The sequence below is a fragment of the Nocardia sp. NPDC055321 genome, assembly GCF_053645575.1.
On record NZ_JBSHMS010000006.1, the window covers coordinates 159,503 to 183,311 of the forward strand.

The following is a 23,809-nucleotide window of genomic DNA, read 5'->3' on the forward strand; positions in this document are numbered from 1 at the left end:
AAAGAGCACCTGAAATGGGGGTGGGGGCGGATGTGGGCGGGAGATCGGGTGGTGAGGATGGGGTGCCGGCCGGGCGTGTCAGGGGCAGGGTGGTTCGTAGGGCAAGCGGGAGGGGAGGTAGCGGCGCCACAGCTCCTCGGTCCAGATCCCGCCGGATACCTCGCAGATGCGATCTACGCTGCGCCGGATATCCAAGTCCCACAGTCGGACAAAGCCGTCTTGCCCGGTCAGGATCAGGCGATGACCGTCCGGATGTAAGGTCACCCCCCAGTAGGCGCCGGGGCCGGTCAGCTTCTCCTGTGGTTCGGGGTGCGCGGGGTCCGTGAAATCCCAGATCTGGACGATGTCGCCGCTGTTGGTGATCATGTTCTTCGCGTCCGGAGTGAAGTTGATGGATCCGATCGCTCGTGGATGCACGGTGAGCGGTTCGCTGAGCTGGACGGGCCGTGTCGGATCGCTGATATCCAAGCTCTGAATCGACCCGCCGGAGACGAGAATCAGGGTGGAATCGTCCGGTGTGCCGACAACCCAGTAGCTTCTACCGTCGACTATGCGGGCCAATTCGACTCGCTGGGGATGCGACGGGTCGGTCAAGTTCCAGAGGGTTACGACGAACTCGCCATCAGCTGTCAGTTCGTTGGCTAACAGCCGGTTGCCTTCGGTGTCGAAGGATAGGCCGACGTTGTTGGATGAAATCGGCAGTGGGGCTCCGATTGGAGCGGGCCGGGTGCGGTCGGTGAGATCCCACAGCTGCACTTTTCGATCTGCGGTGTGTGTGGCAACGCGTCGCCAATTCCCGCTGATGGTCAGATCGGACAGTGGCGAGAGCGGCAGGGCGCTGGGCAGTTGCCACTCTGCGATCTGACGAATGTTCTTGGTATCGCTGACATCGAACAGGAGTGGGCGAGTGGCGCCCACCGGATAGAACAGGCTCTGGTTGTGGCCTATCGAGAGGGTTCGGACCAGGAGCGCATTGCCGTCGGGAGAGAGCGCGATACTCCGATTGGCTGGGGACATACGGTAATGGCTGATCATTGCGGGGGATCCGGGATCGCGGAGGTCCCAGAGGTATATGCCGCTGTCGCTGGAGGCGATGGCCATCCGGCCACCGGCTGCGTTGTAGGACGGAAGGGAGAGCGACCCTGTCGGGCCGGCGAGGATGGCCGGTGGCAAGGACCAGACGCGGAGATCGCCGTTCGATCCGCCGGCGACCAGGGTTCGGCCGGAGACACCGAAATCAAGTGCGGTAGTGCCTGTTTCGCACACTCGCTCGCGATGGCATGCCGAAGGACTGGTGGAGATCGTGTTGGTGAGCGGAGTAGGATGTTCCGGATCGGTCAGGCTCCAGAGCATTGCTCCTTCGGCGGAACCCAGCGCCAGTACCCGGCCTTCGGGCGCGAATCTCAGTGCGAATATTCTGCCCAGGTCCGGCTTCAGACTTGTGTGCTGTCGCGGGCGTGCGGGCACTGTCACGTCCCAAAGATCAACGGTGGGTTCTTTCGCTGCAGGGCCGACCGTGGCTCGACCGGAAACCGCCAGCAGTCCACTGTCGGAGCTGAATTCGAAGTGAGGGGCCGGATCGACGGGACCACCCACGGACGGAGCCAGCAGGGTGAGGCGGGCGGTGTCCGCGATGTCCCACAGTTGTATGGATGATTCCTTCTCGAATGCCCCGGTGGCCAGTGCCAACAGCCGTCCGTTCGGACTGATGCGGATCGACGTGGCCGACGCCGGATCGCCGGGCTCCGCCAGCCGCTGCGACGGCCCCGCTGATGGGGCTGTGGGGCGTGCGATGCTCCACAATGTCAGCCATTTCCCGGTTCGGGTCGCGAGGGTGCGGCCATCGGGGGTGAAGGCGACGTGCGCGGTGCCTTGATCAGGCTCGATTCCCGAGAAGGTACTGAGTGAGCGAGGGGTCTCCGGGGTGGAGACGTCCCAGAGGGTGACGGTGGCTCTGGCAGCCTCCTCGTCACTGGTGGTCGCGAGCAGCTTGCCGTCGGGGCTGAATGCCATGGTGCCGAATACGCCGTCGAGTTTGTCGCCAAGGGGATTCGGGTTTTGTGGGTCGGACGTGTCCCACAGTTTCACTTCGCCCCCATAGGTCAGGCTCGCGAGTACTCCGCGATCGGAGCGGTGCTCGATCTGCCGGACAGCCTCGGTATGCGCGGTTGTGACCGTTGCCAGAGGCGAGTTCTGGGTCTCCAGTAGTCGTGAACGCGCGGATTGTTCCGTGGGCCGTGTGCGGTGTGCGATCAGGTCCAACTGCGCCGCTAGCGCGGGATCCGCTCCCCGTACCAGGTCGGCCTGGTTGAGTATGTCGGCGAAATCCTTGTCCGCGTTCTGTCTGCTGACCAGCTGGTACTGGGTGTAGGCCGCGAAACTCAGGACCAGTAGGGCGACGCCGAGCGTTGCGAGGATCGCTTTGGTGCGGGAGGCACGGCGGCGGGTCCGGGTTCGGGCGGCTGTCGAGTAGGCGAGGAATTCGGTCGTCAGGGGGCCGGAGCTTCGTGGATCTGCGTTGTCGATGGCGTTGTGGAGGCGGACGCCTCGATACAGAAGTGATGAATCACGTTCCTGGGCAGCCCAATCCGCGGCGTCGGCCGCCACACGTTGTCGGACCAGGTAGCCCACGCGGTCTTCGTCTATCCAGCCGCGCAGGCGGGGCCAGGCGGTGAGGATGATCTCGTGGGTCAGGGTCACCGCGTTGGCGTCGAGGGTGATCAGACGGGAGCGGGACAGGAGTTCCAGGGCGGCAGCGGATTCTTCGGGATCCGCTGCGCGGCTCAGCAGTTTGGAGCGTTCCGCCGGCCGGCGGGTATCGCGGCCGTCCTGGCTGACCGAGATCAGGTCGAGCAGAATGTCTTTCGCGGCGGATCGCTGGGACTCGGCCAGTTCCTGCCAGACCTGGTCGGCGGTGGCGGCTACCGAGCCGACAACGCCGCCCGCTTTGCGGTAACCCGCGACGGTCAACTTGCGTGCCTCGCGGTATTGCCAGGTCGCGGCCATGACGTGGGAGAGCAGGGGGAGGGTGCCGGGGTCGTAGTCGCGGCGGTCGTGGTGGTCGCCGACGCCGCAAAGTTCGGTGATGACCAGTTCTTCGAGGCCGGGTTCCAGTTCCAGGCCGGCTGCGCCTGCGGGGCCGGAGATCGCCTGGGAGAGTTCGTCCAGGCGCATCGGTCCGAGGAGGTAGCTGCGCTGTTCGAGGGATTCCTGCAGGACGCGGTAGTTGAGGCAGTGGGCGAAGAAGTCCGCGCGCAGGGCGATTACGACAGTGCACGGGTTCTCGGTGCGCGTGGCCAGTTCGTGCAGGGACCCGAGGAACTCCTCGCGCTCGGATTCGCTTGCGCAGGTGGTGAAGAGCTCTTCGAACTGGTCGACTATCAGCAGTCTGCGCGCTAGGTCTCCGCCGGCGGTCGGGGCAGTGGTTTTCACCGGTACGAGCGCGTCGGCGGTCTTCGGCTGTGGTGTGCCCGGCTCGGCTGGTTCCTCGGGAGCGCCGGGGCGGTCGGCCGGGTCCGGTGAGGTGTCCGGCGCCGGGAACGGTTCGAGGGCGGTCGCCAGCGCGGACACCGGGTGGGGCCCGGGAGTGAGGGTGGTTGTGCACCAATCGGATAGGGCGGGCACGAGGCCGGCGGCGAGCAGCGAGGACTTTCCCGCTCCGGAGGCGCCGACCACGGCGACTATGCCCGTGGCCGTGCGGACCAGGGAGGTGAGTTCGGTGGTGGAGCGGGTGCGGCCGAAGAACAGCGCGTGGTCGTCTCGGCCGAAGGCCTTCAAACCCCGGTAGGGGCAGGGAGATTCGCCCTCATCCTCGGGCGTCCAAGTGGTGGCGGCCTCCCAGACCTGACGCCACTGTTGGGGGTCCGCCAGCTCCCGCGGTAGCGGCTTTCCGGCCTTGCGTGCCAGTTCGGTGAGGGTGAGCACCACCGGGAGCAGCGATTCGAACCGGGCGGGGACATTCTCGCCCTTCTTCCACGCGCTGATCCGCTGCGCCGACGCCGCCCCGATCGGCCGGTTGCCCTGCGCGGCCCGCATGCGCGTCTCGACGTTGGCGGCCAGCCGCCGCAGCGTCGGATTGCCCGCCGCCGCATACAGATCATTGAACCGCTGCACGAAAATTGCTCTCGGCGAACGGGTTTCCGTCCCGGTGGTCGCAGCATTCAGCACCACGTGCCGCCCCCCTCTTCGATCGACCCCCTCCGGGTACGAAGTCAATCTAGCTGCCGGGCAGCGTCATAGGAGTGTCGCGCGTGCGGATCCTGACCTGTGCGCGACTGTCATCACTCGCAGGGTGGGCTGTAGGCGAGGTCGTTGGGCAGATGACGACTCCATAGTTCGGGTGTCCACATGCCGCCGGTGACCGAGCAGATGCGGTCGATGGCGTGCTGTTCGTTCAGGTCCCACAAGCGAACGGCACCGTTTTCGCCGCCCGCGGCTATGAGTGTGCCGTTCGGGTGCAAGGTGGCGTTCCAATGGAGTCGGCCGATTTCGGAGAGGACGGCCGCGCGTGTCGGGTGCGCGGGGGAGGCGAAGTCCCATATCTCGACCGTGCCGTCGTCGGTGCTGATAAGGAGTGCGCGGGCCTCCGAATCGAAGGCAGCTGATCGAACCGAGAGGGTGTGATTGCCGAATGGTTCGCCGAGCCGGACCGGTTCGGAGGGATCGGAGATGTCCCAGCTCTGCATTGCGTTGTCATCGGCGACGACCATGATGGATTGGTCGGATGTCAGCGTAATGGGCAGTATGCCGGAGTCTGATTGCCGCATGATTTCACCGATCCGGTGTGGTGCTCCGGGGTCGGTGATATCCCAGAGCGTGACGATATCGCCACCTTCCCTGGGCGATTCGCGGACCAGCAGGGTGCGGTTGTCGGGACCGAAGCTCATTCGCGCGGTGGTGGAAGACAACGGAATGGGCACGCCGATCGTTTTCGGTGCCGAGCGGTTCGTGACATCCCACAGCCGAATCATGTTGTCTTTGCCGAAGGTTGCGAGCCTCGACCAGTCCCGGCTGAACGAGATATCCATGTTGCGTACTTCCGGAAGCTGCCATGCGGGTAGCTGCCGGATCCGTGTGGGGTCGCTGACATCGAGCATCGTGCGCGCACTGCCCATGGTTTCGGTGATGAGCAAGGTAGCGCCGTCAGGGGAGACGTATGTGGCGGTGAACCCGGGTTCGGCGCGATACTCGCCGAGCTGACGCGGCGCCTGCGGATTCGCGATATCCCATAGCACGATTCGGCCATCGCTCGAGCCGGTGATCAGGCGCTCGTGGGTTGCGTCGAACACCGGTGGACGCACCCACCCGGCCTGGCCGGTCAGAATCGCGGGTGGCAGGGACCAGGCACGGATGATGCCGGAACTGCTACCGGCCAGCAGCGTTTGCCCGTCGGGTGTGAATTCGAGCGCGATCGGACCGTCCTGGCACGGCAAGGTTCTGCTGCTGAATCGGCAGAGAACGGGGTTTTGGGACAACAGACTCGTGAGGCGGGCTGGATAGGCGGGCTCGGCCACATTCCACAGACCCGCCCCCTGGGTTCCGCTCACCGCGAGCACCTGACCGCCGGGTGCGAAAGCCAGTGCGCTGACACCGCTCACGCCGGAGTCGAAACTGGTGAGTTCGCGGGCTCGTGCGGGGTCGGTGACATCCCACAGATGGACCTGTACGGTATCTCCGCCGATCGGCTGCATTGCCCCGTCACCGCTGCTGAAGGCGAGAATCGTACCGTCGGAGTTGAAGGTGAGGGCACGCACCGAACGCAGTGGTCCGCCGACAGCCGGAGTGCGCGGAGTCAGGCTCGTGTAACCGCCGAGATCCCAGAGCTGGACGGTGTCGAGACCTGCCTCGAATCGAGTGATGGCCAGCGTGCGTCCGTTCGGTGCGATGCGGAGTTCGCCGATTCCGTTTACAGATCCTTCGTTGTGCAGCCTTTGCGTCGGACCGATGACGGGAGCAGCGGGGTCGCCGATATTCCACAGCGTCAGATGCGTCCGGCTCATGGTCACCAGAGTGCGGCTGTCCGGTGTGAAGGCGACACGCGCGAACGCCATGTCGTCCGCACCAGACGGCAACGCTCCGACAGGTCTGGGGGTGGCGGGCACTGTGACGTCCCACAGCGTCACCGCCGTAGTGGTTGCCCCGGCCGAGCCGGTGGTGGCCATCAGCTTGCCATCCGAGCTGAACGCCACGTTGCCGATGCCGTCCAACTGCTGTCCCAGTGCGTGAGGGTGCTGCCCATCGGTGGTGTCCCACAATCGGAGGCTGCCGTCGTAGGACAGGGAGGCGAGCACGCGATCGGCGGCGCGGTGTACCAGCTCGTTCACACCCTCTCTGTGCGCGGTTATTCCGGTCGCCAGCGGTGCACTCTGGGTTTGCAGCAGACGGGAACGAACGCGCTCGTCGCCCGGGCGGAGCCGCCAGGCGATGAGGTCCAGCTGCGCGGCGATCGATGGGTCGGCCGCGCGTAAGCGGTCGGCTTCGGCCAGGACGTCGGCGAAGTTCTTGTCCTTGTGCTGCTGGTCCACCAGACGGTTCTGGGTATAGGCCGCGAACCCCAGGATCAGCAGCGCTACGCCGAGGAGTGCCAGGACAACCTTGGTACGGGTGGAACGGCGGCGGGTGCGAGTGCGGGCCGCTGTCGCCGCGGTGAGGAACTCGTGGGCCAGTGGGCCGACCGGGGGCGGATCCACATTGTCCACCGCGTTCTGCAGCCGCGTCCCCCGATACAGCAGCGACGGATCTCGTTCCTGCGCCGCCCATTCGGCGGCGTCGGTCTCCAGGCGCTGGCGAACCAGGTAGCCGACGCGGTCCTCGTTGATCCATTCGCGCAGGCGGGGCCAGGCGGTCAGGACTATCTCGTGGGTCAGGGTCACGGCCTCGGCGTCGAGGGTGATCAGGCGGGTGCGGGACAGGAGTTCCAGTGCGGCGGTTGCTGCTTCGGTATCGGCTACACGGCGTAGGAGGTCGGTGCGCTGGGCGGGGCGGCGGGTGTCGCGGGCGTCCTGACCTACCGCGACCAGGCCGAGCAGGATGTCGTGTGCCGCGTTCCGCTGGGTGTCGGAGAGCTCGTTCCAGGCCTGTTCGGCGGTCTCGGTGACCGAGCCGACCACCCCGCCCGCGGTGCGATAGCCGGAGCTGGTGAGGCGCCTGCCTTCTCGATGCTGCCACGTCGCGGCCATGACGTGGGACAGCAGCGGCAGGGCGCCGGGGTCGTAGGTGCGGCGGCCGTGATGGTCGCCCGCGCCGCAGAGTTCGGTGATGACCAGCTCTTCGAGGCCGGGTTCGAGTTCGAGGCCGACCGCGCGGGCGGGGCCCGAGATCGCCTGGGAGAGTTCGTCCAGGCGCATGGGGCCCAGCAGGTAGCTGCGGTGTTCCAGGGCGTCCTGCAGGATCAGGTGGTTGAGGCAGTGCGCGTAGAAGTCGGCGCGCAGGGCGACCACCACGGCGACGGGATCGTCGGTGCGGGTGGAGCACTCGTGCAGGAGCGCCAGGAACTCCTCGCGCTCGTGCTCGTCGGCGCAGGTGGTGAATAGTTCCTCGAACTGGTCGACGATCAGCAGCCGGCGCGGGCCGGTGGTGCGCGGCGTCAGCGCGATATCCGCCAACTGCTCCATCGGGTGCCCGCCCGGGGTGAAAATGGTTGTCGCCCAGTCGCCTAGAGCCGGGGCGAGCCCGGCTGCCAGCAGTGAGGACTTGCCCGCACCCGAGGCGCCGACGACGGCCACGAGGCCGGTGGCCGTCCGCACCAGGTCCGCGAGTTCGGCGGTGGCGCGGGTGCGGCCGAAGAACAGGGCGCTGTTGTCGCGCCCGTAGGACGTCAGGCCCGGGTACGGGCACGCGGCCTCGGTGTCGGCTTCCGGGTTCCAGGTGGTGGCGGACTGCCAGAGTCGTTGCCATTCCCGGGGTTCGGCGAGTTCGCGGGTGAGTGGAACGCCGGCCTTGCGGGCCAGATCGGTGAGGGTGAGCACCACCGGGAGCAGCGATTCGAAGCGGGCCGGGACGTTGCGGCCCGCTTTCCAATCGCTGATGCGCTGGGCGGCCGCGCCGCCGGGGCGGGCGCCCGCGGCGGCGCGCATCCGGGTCTCCGCGGCGGCGGCGACCCGGCGCAGCGTCGGATTGCCCGCAGCTTCATACAGTTCGGTGAATCGGCGAGCGAAAAGCGCTCGCGGGGAACGGATCTGTTCCTCGATGACCGGTTCCCCCGTCACCACTGACGATCCGGTAGTCGATGCGTTCCCCCGAGCATGCCGCCAATTTACCCGCCTCACAGGATGATCGGATCGCCGATAACCCAGTCGGCCGCGTCGGTGGCGGGTGATTTCGCCTCGATGACGGTGAACGGCTTGATCGTCAGCTGCCCGCCGCAGCCGGTGACCGCCAGCCGGTAGTCCCGGTTGACGATGTAGCCGGTGGTACCGAACAGGTCCTTCGTGCCGGTGTCGATCTTCTGGATCTTGCCCGCGGTGATGCCGAGGTCGAAGCCGAACTGCCCGCCGATGCTCGGGGTGATGTCGACCCCGGCCGAAGGGGTGACCCCGAGCGAGCCGACGCTCACTCCCGCCGAAGCTGTCACATCGATGCCGACGTCCGCGCCGATCGTGAACTGCACATCCAGGTCGACCGCGCAGCCGACGAAGAATCCCGTGCTGATCTTGCCGGTGCCGCCCGCGATGCTGCCGTAGGCGGTGTTGTCCAGGTACACCTCCCGATCGGTCGGCATCCCGTTCATCGGCGCCACCGGCCGGAAGGCGGTGTTCATGTGGCCGACGGTGGTGACCATCCCGCCGGGCGATTCGAGCACCTTCTCGTGTGAGGCCATCGCGCCGGCGTTGGCGATGGCGGCTTCCGGCCCCCCGAGGGCGAGTCCGATCGCGGCGACGGCGGCGGCAGTGGTTTTGATGATCATGTCTGGTTCCTCCCCGAACCTGTCGCGCCGTCGAGTTGACGGTCGCGGTGTGGTGCTGCGCACCGGGTCCGGACCCCCCTTCGGACCGGACCCGGTGCGGGACTTCGGCTCTCCGGGAGTGGATCCCGTCGAGCTCGTTCGTCCTGTTCTCAAGGTAGGGAGCGGGGAGGTGTCCGGACGAGCCGGATAGCGTTGCGGGAGAGTGGAAACCGCAGTTCAGGAGGGGTTGGGTCGGTTATCCGGTCCGGGCACGGGACCGGATAACCGGGGTGGTTCGGCTGTCCGGACCGGACAGAATGTGGTCCCTCGGACGGCGATCGGGCCCGCGGTACGGCGGCTCGAATCCCGCTGTGCGGCAGCCGCGATCAGACGGGGCCGAGCGCCGGGACCGTCGCCGGGCGCGGGCGGGCGAAGCGTTCGCGGTACTCGCCCGGCGCCACCCCGAGCACGCGCTGGAAGCTGCGGTAGAGGGTCTCGGGCCGGCGCAGCCCGACCGCGAGCGCGACCCGGTCGAGGGGTTGGTCGCTGGTTTCCAGCAGTCGCCGGGCCGCGGTCACCCGGGCCGTCTCCACGTAGCGGGCGGGTGTGGTGCCGAACTCGGCGGCGAAGACCCGGGAGAAGTTACGGGTGCTCATATCGGTCTGTCGGGCAAGGGCTTCCAGGGACAGATCCGCGGCCAGGTTCTCCTCGATCCAGCCCTGCAGCGCGCGCAGCGGTTGCAGGCGCGGCGGTCCTGCGGCGACCGGCGCGCTGAACTGACTCTGCCCGCCCGGGCGGTGCAGATAGACCACCAGCCAGCGCGAGACCTCGCGGGCGAGATCGGGGCCGTAGTCCTCGGCTACCAGAGCGATGGCCAGGTCGATGCCCGCGGTCACCCCGGCGGAGGTCCAGATCTTGCCGTCGCGTACATAGATCCGGTCCGGGTCGACCCGGATCTCGGGGTAGCGCTCGATCAGGCCGATGCTGCTCGACCAGTGGGTGGTCACCGTCCGCCCACGCAGCAGGCCCGCTTCGGCGAGCAGGAACGCGCCGGTGCAGATGGCTCCGATTCGGCGGGCCCGGGGCGCGGCCTGTCGGATGCCTTCGATCAGGTCCTGGTTCCGGCCGGCCTCGCCGAAGGTCAGGCCGCCCGCGACGAGCAGGGTGTCCACCGGTTCGGGGCCGTCGCCGATCGCGCGGACGGCCTGCACGTCGATGCCGTTGAACGCGCGCACCGGACCGGGCGCGGCGGACACCACTTCGACGCGGTAGCGCGGTTCGCCGCCGCCGAGCAGGGCGGCGGCGTGGAAGACGTCGGCGGGTCCGGCGAGGTCGAGCAGCTGGAAGCCGTCGAACACCGCCAACTGGACGAGTCGTGGTTCGGCGGGCACGGGTTCATCGTTCCTGTGCCGCGCGGTGGCGTCAATGACATGAACATTGCAGATCCGGCCATATTGACGAGCCGCTCCCGGTGCGCCGATGGCCGGATTCGCAATGGTCGTGTCCTGGACGCCAACTCCCCGGTCGGCACACGATGGAGACGTCGGCGAGAGAGAGTGAGGAAGCACCGTGCAGATCGCCATCGTGCTCTACCCGGGGATGACCGCCCTGGATGTGGTCGGGCCGTACGAAATCCTGCGTGCGTTGAGCGACACCGAGATTCGGTTCGTCTGGCACGAACCCGGTCCGATCGTCACCGACAGCGGCGTGCTGGTGCTGGGCGCGACGCACTCGTTCGAGGAGACGCCCGCGCCCGACGTGGTGCTGATCGGCGGCTCGGCCGCGGCCACCATGAACACCGCCGCCGACGAGAAGCTGCTGGCCTGGCTCCGGCAGGTCCACGCCACCAGCACCTGGACCACCTCGGTGTGCAGCGGCTCGGTGATCCTGGCCGCCGCCGGGGTGCTGGACGGCCTGTCCGCGACCAGCCACTGGTCGGTGCTGCCGATGCTGCGCACCCTGGGCGTCACCCCGCGCGGCAGCGATCGGATCGTGCGGGAGGGCAAGGTCGTCACCGCCGCGGGTGTGTCGGCGGGCATCGATTTCGCGCTGTGGCTGGCCGCGGAGATCGACGGCCGCGAGACCGCCGAGGCGATTCAGCTCGCCATCGAGTACGACCCGCAGCCGCCCTTCGACTCCGGGCACTTCGACAAGGCTTCCGGCAAGACCAAGGCGCGGGTCGCCACGGTCGGCCAGCGCATGCTCGCGCCCCGGGACATCGGCTCGGAGGCGGTCGCCGCGACGAAGGTGGCCTGGCGCAACACTCTTCGGCGCGTGCGCGCGGGCAAGGGGATGCGGGGGCGCGCCACCGCGGGGGTATAGGCCCGTGACCTCGCTCCGACCCGCGGATGATCATCCTCAGGGATGGAATCGGGGTGTTTCCCGATGCCGGGCGTCGGCGCGCCGTGCCAGGATCGAAGCATGTATCCGTCCGCACCTCTGTTCGACCCTGCCCGCGGGGTGATGGAGCCGCCGCGTCCGGGGGTGTACGCGCCGCGGCTGCTGCGGCGGTCCGGGGGGCGGGTCATCGGCGGGGTGGCGGGCGGGCTCGCCGACCATCTCGGGGTCGACGTGTTCAAGGTGCGGATGGCGTTCGTGCTGCTGTCCGCGCTGGCCGGGGCCGGGGTGGTCGTCTACGGGCTGCTGTGGATCTTCACCCCGGGCGGCGAGGACGAGACGCCGCCCTCGCCCGCGGAGCGGCGGCAGGCCGTCGGGCTCGCGCTGCTGGGCCTCTCGCTCGCGGTGGCCATGGCCTGGGTGCTCAACGGCACCGCCGCCCAGGTGATCGGCCCGATTCTGGCGGTGGCCATCGGCGCGGCGCTGGTGTGGCGCGAATTCGACGCCGAGGGGCCGCGGTCGGTCATCGGCCTGCCCGCGTCGCCGACGGTGGTGACCTGGGCGCGCATCGTGGGCGGTGCGACGCTCATCGTGGTCGGGCTCGGCGTGGTGGTGCTGGCCCGCATCGATCTGAGTTCGCTGGGGTCGGCGTTGCTGGCGGTGGCGGTCACCCTGATCGGGGCCGGACTGCTCACGGTGCCGCTGTGGCTGCGCATGGTGCGGGCGCTCAATGATGAACGCGCGGCGCGCATTCGCAACGAGGAGCGCGAGGAGATCGCCTCGCACCTGCACGATTCGGTACTGCAGACCCTGGCCCTGATCCAGCGGCAGGCCGGGGATCCGCAGGAGGTGGTGCGGCTGGCGCGCAGTCAGGAACGCGAACTGCGCAAGTGGCTGTTCGACGACACCGGCCCGGCGCAGTCGAGTCTGGCCGCGGCGCTGCGCACCATCGCGGGCGAGGTGGAGGATCAGCACGGGGTGAAGGTCACGCCGGTGACCGTCGGCGATGTGTCCATGGACGTGGACGACAGCGGTGTCGGCCTGCCCAAGGAGAATTTCACCGCCGTGCTCGGCGCCGCGCGCGAAGCGCTGGTGAATGCCGCCAAGCACGCCGAGGTGCCGTCCATCGATCTGTTCGCCGAGGCCGAACCACACCAGGTGAGCGTGTTCGTGCGCGATCGCGGTAGGGGGTTCGACGTGGACGCGGTCGAGTCCGATCGGCACGGGCTGACCCGCTCCATTCGCGCCCGGATCGAAAGGCGCGGTGGGCATGTGGAGATCGTGTCCGCGCCGGGGCGCGGGACCGAGGTGCGAATCATCATGCCGCGCAAGGACGGTGCGGACGATCGGATCGTGGTGGTGCAACCGGCCGAGAGTCCGGCCGGAGAAAATGATGATGGATCCGCTGGAAGTGCATGATCTGGTGAAGGATGTAACCGCGGCGCAGCGGAGGCAGAAATTACAGAGGAGATGTCGGTGAGTGTCCGGGTTTTCTTGGTCGATGATCACGCCGTGTTCCGGTCCGGGGTGCGGGCCGAGCTGAGCCGGGAATCCGATATGGAGGTCGTCGGCGAGGCCGGCGGGGTGGCCGAGGCCATCACCGGGATCAAGGCGACCACGCCCGATGTGGTGCTGCTCGACGTGCACATGCCCGACGGCGGTGGCGTCGCGGTGCTGCAGGGGGTCGAGGCGGGCCCGGTGTGCTTGGCGCTCAGTGTTTCCGACGCGGCCGAGGATGTGATCGCGGTGATCCGCGCGGGCGCGCGCGGCTATGTCACCAAGACGATTTCGGGGCCGGAGTTGGCCGACGGCATTCGAAGGGTGGCGGGCGGGGACGCGGTGTTCAGCCCGCGCCTGGCCGGGTTCGTCCTGGATTCGTTCACCGGTAAGTCCCCGGTGCCCGAACCCCCGCTGGATCCCGAGCTCGATTCGCTGACCCCGCGCGAGCTCGAGGTGCTGCGCCTGCTCGCGCGCGGCTACACCTACCGCGAGATCGCCGAGTCGTTGTTCATCTCGGTGAAGACGGTGGAGACCCACGCCTCGAACGTGCTGCGAAAGACCCAGCAGTCCAACCGGAATGCCCTGACCCGCTGGGCACACCGCCGCCGCATCGATTGATCGCTACTACAGCGCCACCAGGATCACGATGATGATCAGCAGGCCGATCAGCAGGCCGACCGCCACCGCGAGCGGGCCCGCGTTCGGGCCGAACTTGGCCAGGTCGAACCCCGTCGACTGCTGCTGCGGAGCGGCGGCGGGCGCCGCCGCCTGCTGGCGTTGCGGGCGCGGCAGCGGGGTGGAGTTCGGGCTGCGCAGGCCGGCGGCGGAGTTGCGGGCGGCCCAGGCCGGAATGGTGCCGTCCTCGGTGCGCACGGGTGCGCCGAGGATGTAGGGCGCGGTGCCGGGACCGAATGCGGCGGTGAGGATTTCGTTGCGGGCCTCGGTCATGGTGGGGCGGCGCTGCGGCGCGGGCTCCATCATGTGCAGCAGGACGTTGGTGAGCGGACCGCTGCGGGTGGGCGGAATGATCTGCGCCATGGCCGCGCGCTCCACGATCACACCGCTGTCGTCGTCGAATCCGTAGGGCGGCTGACCCTCGATCGCGGTGTACAGCGTTGCGCCGAGCGAGAATACGTCGCTGGCGGCGCTGGGCTGGATGCCGCGCGCCACCTCCGGCGGCAGGTAGGCGGGGGTGCCGGTGATGACGTCACTCACGTCGTCGGCGTCGCCCGCGCCGCTGGAGATGCCGAAGTCGCTGAGCTTGACCATGCCGACCTCGTCGCCGCGATCGGCGACCAGGATGTTGCCCGGCTTGATGTCGCGGTGCACGATGCCCGCGGCGTGCGCGGCGGCCAGTGCGTCGGCGACCTGCGCGCCGATCTGCGCGACCTCGATGGGGGAGAGGGTGTCCGCGAGCGAGAGCGCCTTGGCCACGCTGCGCGAGGGCAGGTATTCCATGATCAGCCAGGGTTCACCGGCCTCGAGGACCACGTCGTACACCGCGATGGCGTGCTCGTGCGAGAGCTTGGCGGCCACCCGGCCCTCGTGCATGATGCGCTGGCGTACCTCGCGGGCCTCTTCCTCGTCGAGGCCGGAGGTCGTCAGCACCTGTTTGATGGCCACATCGCGGTGCAGCAGGCGGTCGGTCGCCAGCCACACGGCGCCCATACCACCGCCGCCGAGCTTCGACTGGAGACGGTAGCGGCCGGCGACCAGGTAGTCGGGGCCGACGATGGGACGGGGGCGTTCGGTCACGGGTGCAGGGTAGCGGAAAACCATCCTGACTGGCCTGGTTCGAAACTCGTGGTTTGCGGCACCCTCGCGCTCGAGGTTTGCGCCACTGTCCTCTTGACGCGCGTCAGGGCTCGAGTTCTACTGTGCATGAATAGAACGTATGTTCGAGTATTCTTGGTTGCTGAATCGGTGCTGACTATCCGGCTCGGACCCGTGGTGGTTCGGGGGCGCGGTTTCGTGCGAGCTCCCGGGAGTTGTGGGTCCCCCAGCGTTGGGAGAGGTGGTCGTTAGATGGATTCGGCGGAGGACGCGAAGCAGGCGCAGCTGGCGGAGCTGCGACGGCGGATGGCGGCTGTTCCGGCGCGCGGTGCGGGTGCGGCCGCGCGGATGCCGATGCGGGGTGGCGCGCCGCAGGTTGCGGTGGGTTTCTCGGCGTCGGTGGGCAACGGCCGGACGGTCGCGGCGGTGGCGGCGCCGGGGACGACGCCCGCGAGCGGCGGGGGTGAGGGCGCGCGACGGCTCGCCGAACAGGTGCGGCGGGAGGCGTTGCCGGTGCCGTCCGCGCTCGAAAGTCTTTTGCCCGAAGGCGGTTTGGCCAAGGGCTCGGTGGTCGCCTATACGGGCGCGAGTTCGCTGCTTTCCGGTTTGCTGGCCGCTGTCACCGGGGCCGGCGGTCATGCCGCGGTGGTCGGGTTGCCGCGGCTGGGCTTGCTCGCGGCGGCCGAAATGGGCGCGCGGCTGGATCGATTGGCCGTCGTCACCGACCCCGGATCCGACCCACTGGAGGTTGCCTCCGTTTTGCTGGATGGCCTCGATTTGGTGGTACTCGGGTTGAACGGCGCTTCGGTGCCGATGTCGCGCACCCGGGTGCTCACCGCGCGGGCGCGCAGCAAGGGGTCGACGCTGGTGGTGACGGGCGGTTCGTGGGCGGGTCCGGTGCTGCGGATCGACACCCACGTCGCCGGATACAGCGGGTTGGGGCGCGGGTGCGGGCGGCTGCGCACGGTGCGGCTGAACGTCTCGGTGCACGGGCGGTCGGCGCAGGCCAGGCAGGGCTATCTGGCCCTGTGCCCGAGCAACGGCCGCGTGGAGTGGGTGGATACGAATCCGGTGAGCGATGCGGCGTCCGGCGCGCCGGACGCCGCGATCCCGAGCGTGGTCCGGCATGCCGTTTCCTGACGGTGGCGTGGGTCGTGCCGCGGTATAGCGGCCTCGACGCGGCCCGGCCGGACCGGTCGGTCCCGATCGTGCTGCGGCGCGCGGTTTTTCGGTTCGGCGGCGGATCCGTCTCGCCCGAGCGGAGCCGGCCGTGACGGCGCGGCGATCGCGGGTGCTGGCGGTGTGGTGCCAGGACTGGCCCGCCGTCGCGGCGGCGGCCGAGGCCGGTGCGCCGGTGACGCGGGCGGTGGCGGTGTTCTCCGCGAATCGGGTCGTCGCGTGTTCGGCGGTGGCGCGGTCGGAGGGCATCCGGCGCGGGCTGCGCCGGCGGGAGGCGCAGGGACGGTGCCCGGATCTGCTGGTGGCACAGGACGATCCGGATCGGGACGCGCGGCTGTTCGAGGCGGTGGTGGCGGCGGTCGACGCGACGGTGCCGGGCGTGGAGGTGCTGCGGCCCGGGCTGCTGATCCTGGCGGCGCGCGGCGCGGCGCGGTTCTTCGGCTCGGAGGAGGCGGCGGCCGAGCGGCTGGTGGACGCGGTGGCGGCGGCCGGGGTGGAGTGTCAGATCGGCATCGCCGACGAGCTCTCCACGGCGGTGCTCGCCGCGCGCCGGGGCGTCATCGTGCCCGTGGACCGGGGTGCGGAATTCCTTGCGCCGCTCCCGGTCTCGGAGCTGTCGGTGGAACCGGCGCTGGCCGCGCCGGAACGGGCGGAGCTGGTGGATCTGCTGCACCGCTTGGGTTTACGCCGGATCGGCGACTTCGCCGCGCTCACCCCGGTGGAGGTGTCCTCCCGCTTCGGTCGGGACGCCATCACGGCGCATCGTTGCGCGCGTGCGGAACCCGAGCGCCCGCCGTCGGCGCAGACCCCCGCCCCGGATCTCACCGTGGAGCACCGCTGCGAGCCGCCGATCGAACGCGTCGACGCCGCCGCCTTCGCGGGCCGCCTGCTCGCGACCCGCCTGCACGAGGCACTGGCCGCGGCCTCCTCGGCCTGCACCCGCCTGTCCATCTACGCGGAAACCGAGTCCGGCGAACAGCTTTCCCGCATCTGGCGCTGCGCCGAACCCCTCACCCCCGACAGCACGGCCGACCGCGTGCGCTGGCAGCTGGACGGCTGGCTCACCCGCCGCACCCTGGATCGCGCCCGGCGGCTGCGCGCCGAGCGGCCGGACGTGCCGGACACCGCGGAACACGAGATCTGGGACGAGACACCCGATCCCATCGTGCTGCTGCGCCTGGAGCCCATCGAGGTGGTCGCCGCCGGAGCGTTGCAGCTCGGGCTGTGGGGCGGGGTCGGCGAGGACGAGGAGCGCGCCCGCCGCGCCCTGGTGCGCGTGCAGGGTCTGCTCGGCGGGGACGCCGTTCGCCTGGGCGTGCTCAGCGGCGGCCGCGGCCCCGGCGAGCGCATCACCATGGTCAACCTGGGGGACGAGCCCGTGCCCGCCGCCGACCCGGCGCAGCCCTGGCCCGGTCGCCTCCCGGAACCGGCTCCGACCGTGGTCTGGGCCACCCGCCCCGAGGTCCGCCTGGAAACCGCCGGCGGCGAGCCGGTCTGGGTGACCGACCGCGGCCTGTTCACCGCCGATCCCGCCGTCCTGCACTGGGGCTCTCGCACCTGGGCCCTCATCGGCTGGGCCGGGCCGTGGCCCCTGGACGACCGCTGGTGGGTTCACCACCCCGAGCACCCGCCCGCGGCCCGCGCCCAGGTGCTCCTGGACGAGGACGAACGCGCCCTGCTCCTGCTGGGCTACGACGGGATCTGGCATGTGGAGGGTCTGTACGAGTGAACGGGCGCGCCGCCGGAACCGTTGCCGGTCAAGGTCTCCGGTCGTCCGCGTCGTACCGGGTGCGCGCGGCGTGGACCTCGTCCATGTGGTCTTCGGCCCAGGCCTTGATGGTCCGCATGACCGGCAGCAGCGAGTGGCCGAGGGCGGTCAGTTCGTAGTCGACGCGCACCGGCACCGCCGGGGTGACCGTTCGGGTGACCAGGCCGTCGCGTTCGAGGTTGCGCAGGGTCTGGGTGAGCATCTTCTGGCTGACGCTGGCCAGGCGGCGCCGCAGCTCGCCGTAGCGCTGCGGGCCGTCGGCGAGCGCGGTGACGGCCAGGCTCACCCATTTGTCGGCGATGCGGTCCAGCAGGTGGCGGGCCGGGCATTCGGCGAGATAGGCGTCGTAGGCGGCCCCGGCCGCGGCGCGCTGCTGCTCGGCGGTGCGAGTCGGCACAGGCCACTCCTCGAGGTTCCCTACGCACCCGAAAGTGCCCACTTCCTTTCGGAGAGTAGCACTCCGACACTGGTGCGCATGACGACGAACACGATGATGCGCGCGGTGGTCGCGCGCGGTTACGGGGGCGCCGAGGTGCTCGAGACGATCGAGGTTCCGGTCCCCGAGCCGGGTCCGGGGCAGGTCCTGATTCGCGTCGAGGCGGCCACGGTCAACCCCGTCGACCTGGCCACCCGCTCGGGCGCCCTGGCCGGCGCCGGTCTGATGGCGCCCCGCCCGGTCACCGGTCTTGGCTGGGATGTCGCGGGTGTCGTCGAACGTCTCGGTCCCGGGGTGCGCGGCCTCGCACCGGGCCGATCGGTGATCGGACTGCGCGATCTGCTCGACTCCTCCTCCGGCGCGTACGCCGAGTACATCGTCCTCGACGCGAGCGCGGTGACCGCCGCCCCGCCCGGCGTTCCCGCCGCCGCGGCGGCCACCCTCCCGTTGAACGGCCTGACCGCCGCGCAGGCGCTGGCCCTGCTCGATCCGGTCCCCGGCAGCACGCTGCTGGTCACCGGCGGTGCGGGGGCGGTCGGCGGTTTCGCCGTGGAACTCGCGGTCCGCCGGGGGGTGCGCGTCGCCGCGACCGCCGGCGCCGCGGACGCGCCGTTCCTGCGCGACCTGGGCGCCGAGTGGATCATCGACCGCGCCACCCCCGACCTGCCCGCCCGAATCCGGCACCTGATTCCCGGCGGCGTGGATGCCGCGCTGGACACCGCGGGCGCGGGCATCCACGCGCTCGCCGCGGTCCGCACCCGCGGTTCTTTCGTCACCGTGATGGGTGGACCGCCCCCGATTCCCTTGCGCGGCATCACGGTTCACCGGCAATGGATCAGCGCGGACGGTCCCGCCCTCGCGACCCTCGCCGCCGCGAACCTCACCCTGCGGGTGGCCGACACCCTGCCCCTGGACCGCGCGGCCGAGGCGCACCATCGCCTCGCCGCGGGTGGACTGCGCGGCCGCCTCGTGCTGACGCCGTAGTCATCGGCCCACGGCGGCCCGGATTCCCGCCGCAGCCGGTGGCGAGCGGCGTCGCATCACCATGAGTACCGGCGGCATCCCTCGGCGCAGCCTCCCGCGCCCCTCCGGGATCCCGGTTCGTCCGGGTGATGCCCGGGCGGTGGTACGGCGGCGAGCGGGGCGGTACCGAACCGAATCCACCCAACCAGGTAATTCGGCACACAAGCGGCGGCGCGGGGGTCGGGCGGTCCGTACGCTGGATCCTCGTGGATACGGTCAGCAGGGTCATGGTGGGTGACGTGTCGATCGCCTATCGGGATTCGGGGGCCGCGGGGGACGACGCCGTGCCGGTCGTGCTGGTGCACGGGATGGGCGGGGACGGGCACACCTGGGACCGGTTCGCGGGGCGGCTCGGGAAGCTCGGGCGGCGGGTGATCATCCCGGACCTGCGCGGGCACGGGCGCAGCGCGCACGCGGGGTCGTATCTGTTTCCGGAGTTCGGCGCGGACGTGCTGCGGCTGTGCGAGCGGCTGGGGGTGGGGCGGGTCGATCTGGTGGGGCATTCGCTGGGCGGGTACGCGGCGTCGTGGGTCGCCATGGAACGGCCGGAGTTGGTGCGGCGGTTGGTGATCGAGGAACAGCCGTTGCCCCTGCGGTCGGGCGACGAGCAGGTGACGTTCACGCGCAGGCTGCCCTCGCTGCCGGAGCTGTGGCACGCCACCAGTAGCGCGATTCGGCATCCGCGCGCGGTGCTGGCCTTCGACCGCTCGATGACGGGCACGGCCCTGGAACAGTTCCGCAAGCCCTATCCGGAGTGGTGGGAGGGCCTGGCGGGGATCAGCGCGCCGACCCTGTTCCTGCGGGGCGGGCCCGGCGGCATGGTCGATCCGGCGAAGCTCGAGCTCATGCGGGCCGCGGTGCCCGAGTTCACGGTGCGGGCCGTGGCCTGCGGGCACAGCATCCATCGCGATCGGTACCACGAATTCGAGTCGGCGGTGCTGCCGTTCCTCGGGCACTGAGGAAACCGAGCGTTCTCCCCGTTCTCGCCCCCGCCCGGCCCCGTCCGCGCCGGTCGTACCGTCGGGTACCCGACGGACCGCGCCGACCGGTATCTACAGTGAACCGGTGTCCGCACTTGAGCGCCCTACGCTGTTCTTTGCCGATGAGCAGTCGTTCCGGGAGTGGCTGACGGCCAACCACGCCGCGGTCGACGGCATCTGGGTGAAATTCGCCAAGAAGGGGACGGGTCACCTCTCCCTCGACTACGACGGCGCCCTGCGGCAGGCCCTGTGTTTCGGCTGGATCGACGGGCAGGCCCGGCGCGCCGACGACGCGGACTTCCATCTGCGCGGCTTCACCCCGCGCCGCCGGCGCAGTCCCTGGTCGCAGCGCAACGTGGGCATCGCCGGGGAACTGATCGAGCAGGGCCTCATGCACCCCGCCGGGCAGGCCGAGATCGACCGCGCCAAGGAGGACGGGCGCTGGGCCACCGCCTACGGCCGCGACCGTGACCTGCCGGAGGACTTCCAGGCCGCCCTGGACGCCAACCCCGAGGCCGCGGCCTTCTTCGACACCCTGCCCGCCCAGGCCCGCGTCACCGTCGGCTATCACCTCGGCAGCGCCGTGCGCCCGGAGACCCGCGCCCGCCGGCTCGAGCAGCTCATCGGCAAACTCGCCGCCGGGCAACCGCTATGAGTTCACCCGGGGGCCTATCGAGTCCGCCCGGCGTCGGGCCGGTGTCGTTCGAGGGGCTGCCGTGCTCGACCGCGGCCCTGGAGGTTCCGTTGCCGGGCAGCGCCACCCGCGTCACCGGCTGGCTGTGCGTCGAACAACCCGGGGCGTGGGGCCGCGATGTCATCGGCGACGAGGTGCTCGGCCCGGAGATCACCGCCGAACTCGCCGTGCGCACCAAGGCCGCGCGGGTGCGGCCGACGCTCATCCGTCGGCCGGGCCGCAACGAATTCACCGGTGCGCGAACGGTTCTGCTCGCGAGTTCCCGGCCCGAGGGCTCCTGGTGCGAGCGGCTCGAGATCACCGACCTGACCCAGCTCTTCGACCTGGATCTGAGTCTGGTGAACGGCCCGCCGCCGGGAATCGGTGCGGCCGTGACCGATCCGCTGGTTCTGGTCTGCGCGCACGGAAAACGCGATCAGTGCTGTGCGCGCCTGGGCCGCCCCATCGCCGCCGGGCTGGCCGCGGCGCATCCCGGCCGGGTCTGGGAGTGCTCGCACACCGGCGGCCATCGCTTCGCGCCCGCCGTGGTATTGCTCCCCACCGGCCTGACCTACGGCCGCCTCGACGAGGCGTCGGCCCGCGCCATGCTCGACGCCACCGACCGGGGCGAGATCTCGCTGACCGGGCTGCGCGGCCGCAGTTGCTATTCGCCGGTCGAGCAGATCGCGGAAGTCGCCGTCCGCCGGTATCTCGCCGAGGAAGGCCGCGGCGGAACCGCCTCCGGTACGCCGTCCGCCGAACTGCGCGCCGATCCCGTTGCGCCGCATGCCGATCCCGCGAGCATCGATCCCGTGCCGAGCGTGAGCGGCGTCGAGCTGACGGTGACCCCGGCGCCCGAGTACGTCGATATCGCCGCCGACCCGGCCACTTTCGCCGGCGCGGCCCTGGTGCGCCACCCCGGCGGACGCACCTGGCTCGTCACCACGCGGTCGGTGAGCTACGCCCCGCGCCAGGCCAGTTGCGGCGCCGCACCCAAGCCGGTGACGGCGCTCGTCGTGGACGAGGTTCGCGCGCTCGACTGATTTCGGGCTGCGGCCGTGGCCTTTTCGGGCAAATCCGACAATCTGCCAAATGAAAATATGCGCATCGAGCGATCTGTCGCTGCCACCGAGTGCGATCGCCGCCGTCGGGTGCGTTCGAAACCGGGCGCGGCATCGCGGCGAATCTCCGGTCGGCAGGTACATCCGTTTCGAGCCCGGATGGGGGACGGGCGAGGTGCCCCCGGTAACCGGATCAGCGGCCTGACCAGGCCATGTCTCAGACGGTTGAGCACTTGCACTGCTGCCAATCGAAAATTTCTCGCATATGCCAATGGTGACCTCGGTAACGCGGGTGGTGTGCTGGGCCGGGCATCGAGGTCAGCGGTCACACCGTGCCTTGGTCATTCCATCTGGGACACATGTGAAGGAGGCCGGTCGTGGCATCGGTTGTCAGTACCCGCCGGGGTCGTCCGGCCCGGGGGAACGCGCGGCGCGCGGCCGTGCTGGCCGTCACCGCGGCGGTGGTGAGTGCGGTGTTGCCCGCGTTCGTCGCCACGGCGCAGGAGCCGATCCCGGTCAGCGGTGCCGCCGACCGGCAGGAGCGCGTGCTCGAAACCCGCGACGGGGTCGTCGTCTCCCAGGTCACCTATGCGCTGCCGCTGCCCGCGAACGCCGCCCCGCACCCGGCGGCCTGCGATCGCGCCGGGTATCTGCGCTACCGCGCGGTGGACGGGCCCGCCGACTCTCGCGACGCCGACAACGTGATCGTCCAGCAGCCGGGCGCCATCGGCGGCGCGGTCAACAACGACAGCGTCGCGGCCAATACCGTGGCCGCCGCGCGAGCGCTGGGGCAGCACGTCGAGTTCTGGGCGCTGGCGCGGCGCAGTTCCTGCCTCGACGAGACCTTCGGCTTCGACTACGCCCTGCGCAGCGGGAACTACCTGGACGCGGTCGACTACTACTTCAATCGCAAGCCGCTCGACGGTCGGGTGTTCGGCGGCTTCAAGGAGTCGCACGATCTCGCGGTGCTCGACGCCATGGGCATGGAACGCATCATTCGCGACCAGTACGAGATGATGCTGTTCGAGATCCCGGATCAGGCTGTGCGCCAGCAGAAGTACGTGTGCACGGGAATCTCGCTGGGCGGCCTGGTCACCGGATTCTTCTCGGACTGGGATTTCGACGGCAACCCGGCGACCACCGCCGACGCGGGCTACAACCAGTGCGCCGCCTTCGCCGCGCAGGACACGATGATCACCTCCGATCCGGTGGCCATCCAGAACACCCCGTTCTTCAGCGATGTCACCAATGCCATTGTCGGACCGACGAACGACGTGGTGAAGGCCGTCGCCAACATCGGGGTGCTGCCGCGTTCACTGACCTCGGTGCCGGTCATCGGCGCGCGCACCTTCATGATCTACCGCCTGGCCGGGCTGGCCGCGCACCTGGATCCGACGGCGGAAAGCCAACTGCTGGCGCACCTTCCGCGCGATCTCGACCTCGAGATCAGCCTCGACTACATGTTCTCCGGATCGGTGGCGGGCTTCGCCACCAACGGCGCGGACGGCTCGAGGAACATTCGCGACTTCCGATTCACCAACGAGGCCCTGCTCGGGCTGTTCATCGACAACAACTCGGGCAATTTCGCCATGTTCCACCAGGGTGTCGGCGCTCTCGACGGCGGGCCGGTGACCGAGAAGGTCTTCCCGATTCCGGGTTCGGTCACCCAGATTCCGCTCATGGGCGGGTTCCTGCGCGCGGTCGCCGGCCCGCAGACACGGGTGCGGCCGACCGATCGCACCGCGCTCTACACCTGGCGGAACTACGACGACGTGCGCGGGATCCCCTACACCGCCCCGAACCACGAGACCTCCGATATCCGGGACGCGGCACGGCAACTCGGCACCGGCGGACCCTACGCGTACTGGGAGACCTACTTCCCTTCCCGGATCTTCATCGATATCGGCGCGGGTTACGGCGGCGCGCGCAGTGGCGACATGACCGGCCTGCGCTACGCGAACACGGCGCGCACCAAGCCCATGTACATCGCCTACGCCGGTGACGGTTTCGTGCAACAGGGCGCCGGCATGGTGGTCCCGCCGCCGCCCACCGCCCAGGTGGTCACCCTGCCCGGCTACAGCCACGTGGACACCATCGGCGCGGCCCGAGTGCAGAACGACGGCAAGCCCGACGCCAGCGCACAGACCCTGGCCGAATTCGTGAAGAGCCTGCGATGACAGGCGAACCCATCATCA

Annotated in this window: 16 protein-coding genes; 10 read left to right on the top strand and 6 right to left on the bottom strand. The window is 69.7% G+C overall.

The features are described 5' to 3' along the window. Positions 1–78 precede the first annotated feature (78 nt). The 4 genes from ACWIGI_RS12015 to ACWIGI_RS12030 form a co-directional block, all read right to left on the bottom strand. Positions 79–4,170, bottom strand: coding sequence for an nSTAND1 domain-containing NTPase (locus ACWIGI_RS12015; protein ID WP_454202385.1), 4,092 nt, complete (start codon positions 4,168–4,170; stop codon positions 79–81). Positions 4,171–4,280: 110 nt separating this feature from the next. Beyond that, complete coding sequence (locus tag ACWIGI_RS12020; protein ID WP_454202386.1) at positions 4,281–8,207, bottom strand: WD40 repeat domain-containing protein; 3,927 nt, start codon at positions 8,205–8,207, stop codon at positions 4,281–4,283. 56 nt (positions 8,208–8,263) lie between these two features. Continuing rightward, positions 8,264–8,905 carry an MspA family porin gene (locus ACWIGI_RS12025; protein ID WP_454202387.1) on the bottom strand — a complete coding sequence of 214 codons (642 nt, stop codon included), beginning with the start codon at positions 8,903–8,905 and terminating at the stop codon, positions 8,264–8,266. Positions 8,906–9,270: 365 nt separating this feature from the next. After that, complete coding sequence (locus tag ACWIGI_RS12030) at positions 9,271–10,275, bottom strand: GlxA family transcriptional regulator (protein WP_454202388.1); 1,005 nt, start codon at positions 10,273–10,275, stop codon at positions 9,271–9,273. 178 nt (positions 10,276–10,453) lie between these two features. Here ACWIGI_RS12030 and ACWIGI_RS12035 point away from each other — a divergent pair, with 178 nt between their 5' ends. From ACWIGI_RS12035 to ACWIGI_RS12045, 3 genes are all read left to right on the top strand, one after another. Beyond that, positions 10,454–11,206, top strand: a complete 753-nt coding sequence (locus ACWIGI_RS12035; protein WP_454202389.1) for a DJ-1/PfpI family protein — start codon at positions 10,454–10,456, stop codon at positions 11,204–11,206. Between the two features lie 141 nt (positions 11,207–11,347). Continuing rightward, complete coding sequence (locus ACWIGI_RS12040) at positions 11,348–12,640, top strand: ATP-binding protein (RefSeq protein ID WP_454202566.1); 1,293 nt, start codon at positions 11,348–11,350, stop codon at positions 12,638–12,640. A 51-nt stretch (positions 12,641–12,691) separates the two neighbouring features. Continuing rightward, positions 12,692–13,339, top strand: coding sequence for a response regulator (locus ACWIGI_RS12045; RefSeq protein ID WP_454202390.1), 648 nt, complete (start codon positions 12,692–12,694; stop codon positions 13,337–13,339). Positions 13,340–13,345: 6 nt separating this feature from the next. On the opposite strand, the gene ACWIGI_RS12050 is transcribed toward ACWIGI_RS12045, so the two are convergent. Continuing rightward, complete coding sequence (locus ACWIGI_RS12050; RefSeq protein WP_454202391.1) at positions 13,346–14,500, bottom strand: serine/threonine-protein kinase; 1,155 nt, start codon at positions 14,498–14,500, stop codon at positions 13,346–13,348. Between the two features lie 246 nt (positions 14,501–14,746). On the opposite strand from ACWIGI_RS12050, the gene ACWIGI_RS12055 reads away from it, so the two are divergent. Then, on the top strand, positions 14,747–15,634 hold the full coding sequence (locus ACWIGI_RS12055) for a hypothetical protein (protein WP_454202392.1): 888 nt from the start codon (positions 14,747–14,749) through the stop codon (positions 15,632–15,634). 130 nt (positions 15,635–15,764) lie between these two features. After that, positions 15,765–17,402, top strand: coding sequence for a DNA polymerase Y family protein (locus ACWIGI_RS12060; protein ID WP_454202393.1), 1,638 nt, complete (start codon positions 15,765–15,767; stop codon positions 17,400–17,402). Positions 17,403–17,430: 28 nt separating this feature from the next. On the opposite strand, the gene ACWIGI_RS12065 is transcribed toward ACWIGI_RS12060, so the two are convergent. Then, the gene (locus tag ACWIGI_RS12065; protein ID WP_454202394.1) at positions 17,431–17,838 is read right to left on the bottom strand and encodes a winged helix-turn-helix transcriptional regulator; all 408 of its coding nucleotides are present in this window, start codon (positions 17,836–17,838) and stop codon (positions 17,431–17,433) included. A 78-nt stretch (positions 17,839–17,916) separates the two neighbouring features. On the opposite strand from ACWIGI_RS12065, the gene ACWIGI_RS12070 reads away from it, so the two are divergent. The 5 genes from ACWIGI_RS12070 to ACWIGI_RS12090 all read left to right on the top strand — a co-directional run bounded on the left by ACWIGI_RS12070 (position 17,917) and on the right by ACWIGI_RS12090 (position 23,791). Continuing rightward, positions 17,917–18,861: an alcohol dehydrogenase catalytic domain-containing protein gene (locus tag ACWIGI_RS12070; RefSeq protein WP_454202395.1), complete on the top strand. Its 945-nt coding sequence runs from the start codon at positions 17,917–17,919 to the stop codon at positions 18,859–18,861. 266 nt (positions 18,862–19,127) lie between these two features. Next, entirely contained in the window at positions 19,128–19,859 is a 732-nt protein-coding gene (locus ACWIGI_RS12075; protein WP_454202567.1) for an alpha/beta fold hydrolase, read from the top strand. A 106-nt stretch (positions 19,860–19,965) separates the two neighbouring features. Beyond that, complete coding sequence (locus ACWIGI_RS12080) at positions 19,966–20,535, top strand: YdeI/OmpD-associated family protein (protein WP_454202396.1); 570 nt, start codon at positions 19,966–19,968, stop codon at positions 20,533–20,535. Beyond that, positions 20,532–21,596, top strand: a complete 1,065-nt coding sequence (locus ACWIGI_RS12085) for a sucrase ferredoxin (RefSeq protein ID WP_454202397.1) — start codon at positions 20,532–20,534, stop codon at positions 21,594–21,596. The genes ACWIGI_RS12080 and ACWIGI_RS12085 overlap by 4 nt, the downstream gene beginning before the upstream one ends. Positions 21,597–21,991: 395 nt before the next feature. Beyond that, a complete protein-coding gene (locus tag ACWIGI_RS12090; RefSeq protein ID WP_454202398.1) occupies positions 21,992–23,791 on the top strand; it encodes a hypothetical protein in 1,800 nt (599 codons plus the stop codon). The last annotated feature ends 18 nt before the right edge of the window (positions 23,792–23,809 follow it).

Bases quoted from the DNA above. Each gene is read 5' to 3' on its own strand.
- ACWIGI_RS12025 (WP_454202387.1), bottom strand. From the start codon at position 8,905: ATGATCATCAAAACCACTGCCGCCGCCGTCGCCGCGATCGGACTCGCC.
- ACWIGI_RS12040 (WP_454202566.1), top strand. From the start codon at position 11,348: ATGGAGCCGCCGCGTCCGGGGGTGTACGCGCCGCGGCTGCTGCGGCGG.
- ACWIGI_RS12045 (WP_454202390.1), top strand. From the start codon at position 12,692: ATGTCGGTGAGTGTCCGGGTTTTCTTGGTCGATGATCACGCCGTGTTC.
- ACWIGI_RS12050 (WP_454202391.1), bottom strand. From the start codon at position 14,500: ATGGTTTTCCGCTACCCTGCACCCGTGACCGAACGCCCCCGTCCCATC.
- ACWIGI_RS12055 (WP_454202392.1), top strand. From the start codon at position 14,747: ATGGATTCGGCGGAGGACGCGAAGCAGGCGCAGCTGGCGGAGCTGCGA.
- ACWIGI_RS12070 (WP_454202395.1), top strand. From the start codon at position 17,917: ATGACGACGAACACGATGATGCGCGCGGTGGTCGCGCGCGGTTACGGG.
- ACWIGI_RS12075 (WP_454202567.1), top strand. From the start codon at position 19,128: ATGGTGGGTGACGTGTCGATCGCCTATCGGGATTCGGGGGCCGCGGGG.
- ACWIGI_RS12085 (WP_454202397.1), top strand. From the start codon at position 20,532: ATGAGTTCACCCGGGGGCCTATCGAGTCCGCCCGGCGTCGGGCCGGTG.